Below are 8548 nucleotides of genomic sequence, written 5' to 3'. Positions count from 1 at the left end.
TCAATGAATTGCTGAATTAACTGCTGCAACTTTCGTTGCGTTGGTCACTTCATCAGACATTGAAAATCAAAAATTGTTTTTGATGCTCGATGCTGTGAGTGCCCACACAGATTGCTTGATTCAAATTGTTAAAGAGCGTTGCAACGTTTCGTCGCTGCGGGAGTGGCATTCTACTCAACCGCCTTCTCGAGTCAAGCCTTATTTTCAAAGGCTTTTCGAGGCATCGACCGGCTTGTTTGCGTTGCCGCTTGCCCTGTCGATGGAGGCGCATTATAGGGAGCTGAATTCTTCTGGCAACCCCTGTACTGCAATAAATCGTCAAAAATCCGCATTTAGTTAGTTATTCATAGCCAAGCACAGCTTTTATACAAACTTATCCACAGATGGGGGCCCGAATTGCTAGAATGACCGAAAACAAGGAGGCCAAGATGGACCTGAGACTGAGACCCTACAAAGGAAAAAGCCCGACACTGGGCAAGCGAGTATATGTCGATCCCTGTGCCACCCTGGTGGGGGATATCGAGCTCGGCGACGATGCCAGCATCTGGCCCCTGGTGGCGGCACGGGGGGACGTCAACCACATCCGCATCGGCGCTCGTAGCAATGTGCAGGATGGCACCGTGCTGCACCTCAGTCGCAAGAGTGCCAGCAACCCCAACGGTCATCCCTTGCTGATCGGCGAGGATGTCACCGTGGGCCACAAGGCCATGCTGCACGGTTGCACCATAGGGGACAGGGTACTGGTCGGCATGGGCGCCATTCTGCTGGACGGGGTGATAGTAGAAGATGATGTGATGATCGGTGCCGGCAGCCTGGTACCGCCCGGCAAGCGACTGGAGTCCGGCTTCCTCTATATGGGCAACCCCATCAAGCAGGCCCGTCCCCTCAAGCCGGCCGAGCTCGCCTTCCTCAAGACCTCAGCCGACAACTATGTACTGCTCAAGGATGAGTATCTGCAAGAAGTAGAATAAGAGGTGGAATGATGACAACGAGAAGCCCGGCACGTGCCGGGCTTCTCTGCTTATGCTTCTCTTTATAAGGCCAGTGATATGGCCAACCGCGCGGATGACGGGATCAGTGGGCCTGATCCCAGTTGTCGCCTACCCCGGCCTCCACCACCAGCGGCACGTGCAGGTCGGCTGCGGCCGACATCTTCTCCTTGATGATGGTGACGTACTCTTCCAGCTTCTCCTCGCGGATCTCGAACACCAGTTCATCGTGCACCTGCATCAGCATATGGATGGAGCCATCTGTGATGCCCTGGATCCAGCCATCGACGCCAATCATGGCGCGCTTGATGATGTCGGCGGCCGTGCCCTGCATGGGGGCGTTGATCGCCGCCCGCTCCGCGCCCTTGCGCAGGCCGGCGTTGCGGGACTTGATGTCCGGCAGGTAGAGTCGGCGCCCAAACAGGGTCTCGACGTAGCCCTGAGCCTCCGCCTGCTGGCGGGTACGCTCCATGTAATCCAACACCCCCGGGTAGCGCTCGAAGTAGAGATCCATGTACTTCTGTGCCTCGGCCCGGCCGATCCCCAACTGCTTGGCGAGACCGAAGGCGCTCATGCCATAGATGAGGCCGAAGTTGATCGCCTTGGCGCTGCGGCGCATGTCGGTGGTGACCGCCTCCAGCGCGACGCCGAATACCTCGGCGGCGGTCGCCTTGTGAATGTCTTTGCCCTCGGCAAAGGCGGTCAGCAAGCCCTTGTCACCGGAGAGGTGGGCCATGATGCGCAGTTCGATCTGGGAGTAATCCGCCGCCACCAGCTTGTAGCCGGCGCTCGGGATGAAGGCCTGCCGAATGCGACGCCCCTGCTCGTTGCGCACCGGGATGTTCTGCAGGTTAGGATCCGTGGACGAGAGCCGGCCGGTCGCCGCCACCGCCTGATGATAGGAGGTGTGCACCCGCCCGGTCTGGGGCTTGATCATCAGCGGCAGCTTGTCGGTATAGGTGGACTTGAGCTTCGCGAGGCCCCGGTGCTCCATCAGCAGTTGCGGCAGCTCATAGGTCTCCGCCAGCTCGGCCAGCACCTCTTCGGCGGTGGAGGGGGCGCCCTTGGGAGTCTTCTTGATGATGGGCAACCCCAGCTTGACGAACAGGATCTCGCCGAGCTGCTTGGGGGACGAGAGGTTGAACTCCTGCCCCGCCAGTTCGTGGGCCTGGCGCTCCAGTTCCCCCAGTCGCACCTCTATCTCCTGGCTCTGCTGATGCAGCAGCTTGGGCTCTATGGTGGTCCCCATCAGCTCCATTCTGGCCAGCACCGGCAACAGGGGCAGCTCGATCTCGGTGAATACCTTGGCAAGCTCCGGCAATTTGCTCAGGTTGCCCCACAGGGTCTGGTGCAGACGCAGGGTGATGTCAGCATCTTCCGCAGCATAGGGGGCCGCCTGCTCCAATTCGATCTGGTTGAAGGTGAGCTGCTTGGCCCCCTTGCCGGCGATCTCCTCAAAGGAGATGGTCTCGACCCCGAGGTACTTGCTGGCGAGGGAATCCATGTCGTGGCGGCTGGCGGTGGAGTTTAGCACATAGGACTCGAGCATGGTGTCGTAGGCGATGCCCTGCAGGTCGATGCCGTGGTTTTTCAGCACGTTGCGATCGTATTTGAGATTCTGGCCAATCTTTGGACGAGCAGGATCTTCCAGCAGGGGCTTGAGCTTGCCCAGTACCAGCTCTTCGCTCAGCTGGGTCGGTGCCCCCAGGTAGTCGTGACCGAACGGCACATAGGCTGCCTTGCCCGGTTCGATGGCAAAGGAGACACCGACGACGCGCGCCTCCATGTAATCCAGACTGGTGGTCTCGGTATCGAAGGCAAACAGCGGGGCGGCCTTGAGGCGCGTCAGCCAGTCGTCAAACTCGGCCTCGTCCAGGATGCAGCGATAGTCGGTCTCGATGGCGGCGACTGGAGTGTCCTCGTCGGAGACATCCTGACTCGCACTCTCGCCACCGCTGGCCCCTTCATCACCGGATTCCAGCTCCTTGATCAGGTTGCGCAGTTCGTACTCGCGGTAGACCGCCAGCAGGGATTCCTTGTCGATCGGGCCCAGTTGCAACTGTTCCAGTTCCTGCTCCAGCTCGACGTCGGTCTTGATGGTCGCCAGCAGATAAGAGAGGCGCACCTGCTCTTCCTGCTCGCGGAACTTGTCGGCGAACGCCTTGGAGCCACGAAAACCGAGGGCGGCCACCTTGTCCAGGTTGGCGGCGATCTCGTCTATGCTGCCTATCCCCTGCAGCAGGGCCAGGGCCGTCTTCTCGCCCACCCCCGTCATGCCGGGAATGTTGTCCACCTTGTCCCCCATCAGGGCCAGGTAGTCGATGATGAGCTCGGGCGGCACGCCGAACTTTTCTATCACCCCTTCCCGATCCGTGGTCACGTCCTTCATGGTGTCGATCAGGGTGACATGGTCGGAGACCAGCTGCGCCATGTCCTTGTCCCCCGTGCTGATAAGCACGGGCAGCTGCTTCTCGGTGGCCTGACGGGCCAGGGTGCCGATCACGTCGTCCGCCTCGACCCCCTCCACCATCAGGAAGGGGAATCCCATCGCCTTGATCATCTGATGGATGGGGGCGACCTGGCTGCGCAGATCGTCCGGCATGCTGGCACGGGTCGCCTTGTATTCGGGGTAGATGTCGTCGCGGAAGGTTTTGCCCTTGGCGTCGAACACCACGGCCACGTGGCTGTCGGGGTACTGCTTGCGCAGGCTGCGCATCATGTTCGCCATCACCCGGACGGCGCCGCTTGGCAGCCCGGTCGATGTGCGCAGATCGGCCTGCTGGGAAGCGAAGAAGGCGCGGTAGAGATAAGAAGAGCCGTCGACCAGGATGAGGGGATTGCTAGAGGCCATGAAAATAGTCCTGCCAAGAATAAACAGTCGCTAGGATGCCACAGGGCCAGCACCACACCAAGTGGCGGGCATGCATGCTTTGGCGTCGGGGGCGAGCACTTTTTCTGTGGATAACTCTGTGTTCAAAATTGCAGACTCGCCGATACCACAGTGATCAAGCTGTGTTCAACAATATAAAATCGATTTTAAAACAATAAGATATAAGCACACCTAGAGTTCATCATTTCATTAGGATGATCTCGATCAATGTGGAAAAAATTTTAAGGGGGTCAATACGGCAGGATCCAAAACGAAACAATCCTAGCACAGCGGGATGACTTGACCAGCGAGAGGCAAGGGATAACCATACAAAAAACCAACAATCTACCCTGGCTCACATTTTCATCAATAAAGGAGTTCACCATGAAAAAAGTGGCAGTGATCTTGAGTGGCTGCGGCGTCTTCGACGGGAGCGAGATCCATGAGGCCGTCATCAGCCTGCTGGCGCTGGCCCGCCAAGGGGCCCAGGTCCAATGCTTCGCGCCGAACGTCCCCCAGCTGCATGTCATCAACCATCTGACCGGTGAGGTGAGTAAGGGAGAGAGCCGCAATGTGCTGGTCGAAGCGGCCCGCATCTGCCGCGGACAGATCAAGGACGTGGCTGAGCTGGATGCAGCCGATTATGACGCCCTGCTGCTGCCGGGTGGCTTCGGCGCCGCCAAGAATCTGTGCGATCTCGCCACCCAGGGCGCGAACTGCCGGATCCAGCCGGATGTACTCAGGGCCTGCCAGAGCTTCGCCAAGGCGCGCAAGCCGGCGGCCTACATCTGCATAGCGCCGGCCATGATCCCCCTCATCTACGGTGCCGGCACCCTGGCCACCATAGGCAATGACGAAGGCACCGCCAACGCCATCGAAGCCATGGGCGGCAGTCATCTCAACTGCCCGGTCAGCGAGTTCGTGGTGGATCAGGAGCGCAAAGTGATCTCGACCCCCGCCTATATGCTGGCCCAGAACATAGTGGAAGCGGCCGACGGCATCGAGAAAACGGTCAAACAGCTGTTGACCCTGTAATCGCAGCCCCTGGCTTCCGGGACTTGGCCTGCCCAGGCGCAAGCTCGGCAATCGTGGCTGCCATAGCACAAGCTGCTGCGACTGCCTCTGCAATATTCTGCCAGAAAACAAAAGGGCCGCTTATGAAGCGGCCCTTGTCATTCTTGCCAGCAGAAGCAGCTGGATTAGATGGCTTCGCCCATCTGATCCATCTTGCCCAGCAGGGCGCGCAGACGCTCTTGCCATGCAACGTGCTCGTTGCGCAGCTGATGGTTCTCGTCTTGCAGCTTGCTGTTCTGCTCTTTCAGCTCGTCCAGCTCCATCTTCAGCAGGGAGATGTTGTCGACGGCGGATTGGACTTTGGATTCGAGTTGCTCAAGGACTTCTAGTGACATATGTGCATACCTGTTTGTTCAATTGCGATGCCCCGAAGCGGGCGATTCAAGCGCGTGAGACGAGCATACCCCGATGCGCTCGGCACAAACAAGACGGTGCGCCGGAAAATGCGCCCTCCATCCCCGTATTGCCTAAATATGCGTCTATTTTTCTCGCAGGCAGCATGAACAGCGGGCTGGGCTGAAGGAGGCAGCTCGACGACGCGGTGAAACCCGGGGCCGGGCGGCCTCTCTTGCCGCCGCGATCATCAGCCATTCAGGGCGATGAAGCCCCCCATCAGCAGGCAGGCCACTCCGTACATCAACAGGCCGTAGAGCAGGTTCCAGCGCAGCAAGAGGCCGGCGCTCAGGTTGTAGCGCGATGCCAGCGCCAGGTTGGAGCCGGACAGCGGGCTGGTGCCGGTAGCGAGCCCCCAGCCCAGCAGGAAGCACATGCCGAGCAGGCTGGGGTCCGGCGAGAGGGGCCACAGCAGGGGCGCCAGTCCGGAGATGCTGATGAGCGGGTGCACGCCTACGATGGCCACCAGGAAGATCAGCAGCAGGGTCAGGCTGGCCTCCAGCCAGCCGAAGTGGTTGAACAGCGGCAAGCCGTGGCCACCCCCGAGATCCAGCACAGACAGCGCGCTGTTGATGCCCGCCGCCAGCAGGCCGGCCCCCAGGAACAACACCAGCTGGCCGCCGATGGCGGGGAAGCGCTCCACCACCTGGCGCTTGAGGGCGGCTCCGCGCCCGGCGTGTGGCATGAACAGCAGCGCCAGCAGGGGCGCCACCAGGGCGATCACCGCGAGTATGCTGAGGCTCGGCCAGAACTGGTGCACCAGCAGCACCAGCAATGCCAGGGTCACCGGCAACCCCAGCGTCTGCAGTCGCAGCGGATAGCCGGCGAAGCCCGCCACCCCGAGCCGTTCCACCTGCCAGGCGGTCAGCCCCATGGCCAGCAAGGCGGCGATGATGCCGAACGGCAATATGCTGGAGAGTTGCAAACCGGGGGCATAGGTCAGGGCCACCGCCATGGCGACGAAGAAGGGGGACCAGAAGGCGGCGGCGCAGAAGATCCGGCTCAGCACCATCACCTGGCGCCGCTCCAGGGTGCCGTTTTTCTCCAGCCGATCGCCGATGATGAAGAGCACCGAGAGGTTGATGACGGCCCCCAGCAGGTTGAGGGTGGCCATGGTGCTCCAGAGCCCCTTGCGCCCTGACCAGGAATGGGAACCGGTCAGCAGGCCGGAGGTAGCGAGGTTGAGGGTACTGACGGCGGCAAACATGGTGAGCATGTTGATGTTGGGCAGCAGCCAGGCGCCCGGGCTCAGGCTGGCGCCGCGCCACCAGGAGAAGAGCAGCAGCAGAAGCGCAGCTCCATACAAGGCCAGAGCCTGGCGCCGCGCGGCCCCTACCAGCCAGGGCCAGGTGAGCAAAGAGGCGACCCAGGCGGCAATGGCTGCCGGCCAGGGGGAGAATCCCAGATAGAGATGCAGCAGATTGAGCAGCCACATCCCCAGGATCAGGAAGCCTGACCAGCGCTTGACCACCTAGATGTTCTGATTCATGTCGAAGGAGGGTTTGTCACACTCCGGTCGGCCCACTATCTTGGCGGGCACCCCGGCCACCGTCGTATGGGGAGGCACGGGATTGATCACCACGCTGCCGGCCCCTATCTTGGCGCCCACGCCGACCTCGATATTGCCGAGCACCTTGGCCCCCGCCCCTATCATGACCCCTTCCCGGATCTTGGGGTGACGATCACCGCTCTCCTTGCCGGTCCCGCCCAGAGTCACGCTCTGCAGGATGGAGACATCGTCCTCGATCACCGCCGTCTCGCCGACCACTATGCCGGTGGCATGGTCGAACATGATGCCCTTGCCGATCCGCGCGGCCGGGTGCACGTCGACCCCGAACACCACGGAGATCTGGTTCTGCAGATAGAGGGCGAGGGAGCGGCGACCCTGGCGCCACAGCCAGTTGGCGACCCGGTAACCCTGCAGGGCGTGGAACCCCTTGAGGTAGAGCAGCGGGGTGGAGAAGAGATCGACCGCCGGGTCGCGCTCCTGCACGGCGCAGATGTCCGCGGCCACCATGGCCAGCAGCTCGGGCTCGCTGCGCAGGGCCAATTCGATCACCTCTCGCAGGGCGATGGCCGGCATGGTGGTGCTGTCGAGCTTGTTGGCCAGCTGGAAGCTCAGCGCCGATCGCAGATCCCCGTGGTTGAGGATGGTGGAGTGGAAGAAGCTGGCCAGCATGGGCTCCTGGGCCGCCATGCACTGCGCTTCTTGCTGAATTTTTTGCCAGGTATTGGCAACCAGATCGTCCATGTTACAGCCTACTGTTGTTCAGGGTGAGGGCCTTGTTGTTCTTTTGTCAGCACCGAGATGGGGTCCATGTGAATGATCACATCCATTCGCTCAAACGCCAGGCGTACCGCCAGTTCAGCCTCGTCGGCTATCTGATGAGCCTTGACCAGAGGCAGCTGATCATCCAGTTCCAGATGCAGTTGTGCGAAGCGGGTCGGCCCGGATTGGCGGGTACGCAGATCGTGAACGCCATGCACCCCTTCTACGGCGCAGCAGAGGGTCATTATTCTCGCTTGTTCTTCCGCTGGCAACTGACGATCGAGCAGGGCCTGCACCGATTCGTAGCCGATCTGGGCGGCCCCCCACACCAGGAACAACCCGATCAGGATGGCAAACAGACCGTCGGCCCAGTACCACCCCTGCCCCGCCAGCACCAGGGCCAGCAAGACGCCGGCGTTGAGCAGCAGATCGGAGCGGTAGTGCAGCATGTCGGCCTTGATGGCCACGCTCTGGGTGCGTTGTACCACCCAGCGCTGGAAGCTGACCAGCAGCAGGGTCAGCAGGATGGAACCGCCGCTGACCCAGAGACCGGCCTCCAGCCGCTGCACCGGTGCCTGATTGAGCAGGGAAGAGATGCCGTGCATCATCAGCAGCAGGGCCGAGCCCGAGATGAAGGCCGACTGGATGAGCCCCGCCAGGGACTCCGCCTTGCCGTGCCCGAAGCGATGCTCGTCATCCGCCGGTACCAGGGCGTAGCGAATGGCGAACAGGTTGATGAGGGAGGCGCTCACGTCCATGAAGGAGTCGGTGAGCGACGCCAGCAGGCTGGAGGAGTCCGTCATCAGCCAGGCGACCAGCTTGCCGATGATCAGCAGGGTTGCGACGGTGACCGCCGCCATGCTGGCCAGGGTGACCCAGCGAGAATATTGTTGATGGCTCAAAACCGGCTTTCCTCTGGCGCGTAAAAACCTATTATACCCTGACCGGAACGTC

7 protein-coding genes are annotated in these 8548 nt (G+C 61.1%); 2 read left to right on the top strand and 5 right to left on the bottom strand.

All coding sequences use genetic code 11. From position 1 onward, the window contains the following. Window positions 1–428 precede the first annotated feature (428 nt). Window positions 429–971 (top strand): gamma carbonic anhydrase family protein, encoded by a 543-nt coding sequence (locus ACRCYW_RS16320; protein ID WP_438551091.1) that lies wholly within the window; start codon window positions 429–431, stop codon window positions 969–971. 103 nt (window positions 972–1074) lie between these two features. On the opposite strand, the gene polA is transcribed toward ACRCYW_RS16320, so the two are convergent. After that, the gene (polA, locus tag ACRCYW_RS16315; RefSeq protein WP_438551090.1) at window positions 1075–3840 is read right to left on the bottom strand and encodes a DNA polymerase I; all 2766 of its coding nucleotides are present in this window, start codon (window positions 3838–3840) and stop codon (window positions 1075–1077) included. A 402-nt stretch (window positions 3841–4242) separates the two neighbouring features. On the opposite strand from polA, the gene elbB reads away from it, so the two are divergent. Continuing rightward, on the top strand, window positions 4243–4893 hold the full coding sequence (elbB, locus tag ACRCYW_RS16310; RefSeq protein ID WP_438551089.1) for an isoprenoid biosynthesis glyoxalase ElbB: 651 nt from the start codon (window positions 4243–4245) through the stop codon (window positions 4891–4893). 164 nt (window positions 4894–5057) lie between these two features. On the opposite strand, the gene ACRCYW_RS16305 is transcribed toward elbB, so the two are convergent. The 4 genes from ACRCYW_RS16305 to fieF all read right to left on the bottom strand — a co-directional run bounded on the left by ACRCYW_RS16305 (window position 5058) and on the right by fieF (window position 8496). Further along, entirely contained in the window at window positions 5058–5267 is a 210-nt protein-coding gene (locus tag ACRCYW_RS16305) for a cell division protein ZapB (protein ID WP_349920353.1), read from the bottom strand. 248 nt (window positions 5268–5515) lie between these two features. After that, window positions 5516–6796 (bottom strand): hypothetical protein, encoded by a 1281-nt coding sequence (locus ACRCYW_RS16300; RefSeq protein ID WP_438551088.1) that lies wholly within the window; start codon window positions 6794–6796, stop codon window positions 5516–5518. Next, entirely contained in the window at window positions 6797–7576 is a 780-nt protein-coding gene (gene cysE, locus ACRCYW_RS16295) for a serine O-acetyltransferase (RefSeq protein ID WP_438551087.1), read from the bottom strand. An 8-nt stretch (window positions 7577–7584) separates the two neighbouring features. Continuing rightward, complete coding sequence (fieF, locus tag ACRCYW_RS16290) at window positions 7585–8496, bottom strand: cation efflux pump FieF (RefSeq protein WP_438551086.1); 912 nt, start codon at window positions 8494–8496, stop codon at window positions 7585–7587. Window positions 8497–8548: the final 52 nt, after the last annotated feature.

This window comes from Aeromonas sp., assembly GCF_051657805.1.
Taxonomy (GTDB): domain Bacteria; phylum Pseudomonadota; class Gammaproteobacteria; order Enterobacterales; family Aeromonadaceae; genus Aeromonas.
The sequence above is the reverse complement of the archived record's forward strand: the minus strand, read 5'-3'. Positions and strand labels throughout refer to the sequence as shown.

Coding starts and splice junctions, on each gene's coding strand:
- ACRCYW_RS16320 (WP_438551091.1), top strand. CDS start 429: ATGGACCTGAGACTGAGACCCTACAAAGGAAAAAGCCCGACACTGGGC.
- polA (WP_438551090.1), bottom strand. CDS start 3,840: ATGGCCTCTAGCAATCCCCTCATCCTGGTCGACGGCTCTTCTTATCTC.
- elbB (WP_438551089.1), top strand. CDS start 4,243: ATGAAAAAAGTGGCAGTGATCTTGAGTGGCTGCGGCGTCTTCGACGGG.
- ACRCYW_RS16305 (WP_349920353.1), bottom strand. CDS start 5,267: ATGTCACTAGAAGTCCTTGAGCAACTCGAATCCAAAGTCCAATCCGCC.
- cysE (WP_438551087.1), bottom strand. CDS start 7,576: ATGGACGATCTGGTTGCCAATACCTGGCAAAAAATTCAGCAAGAAGCG.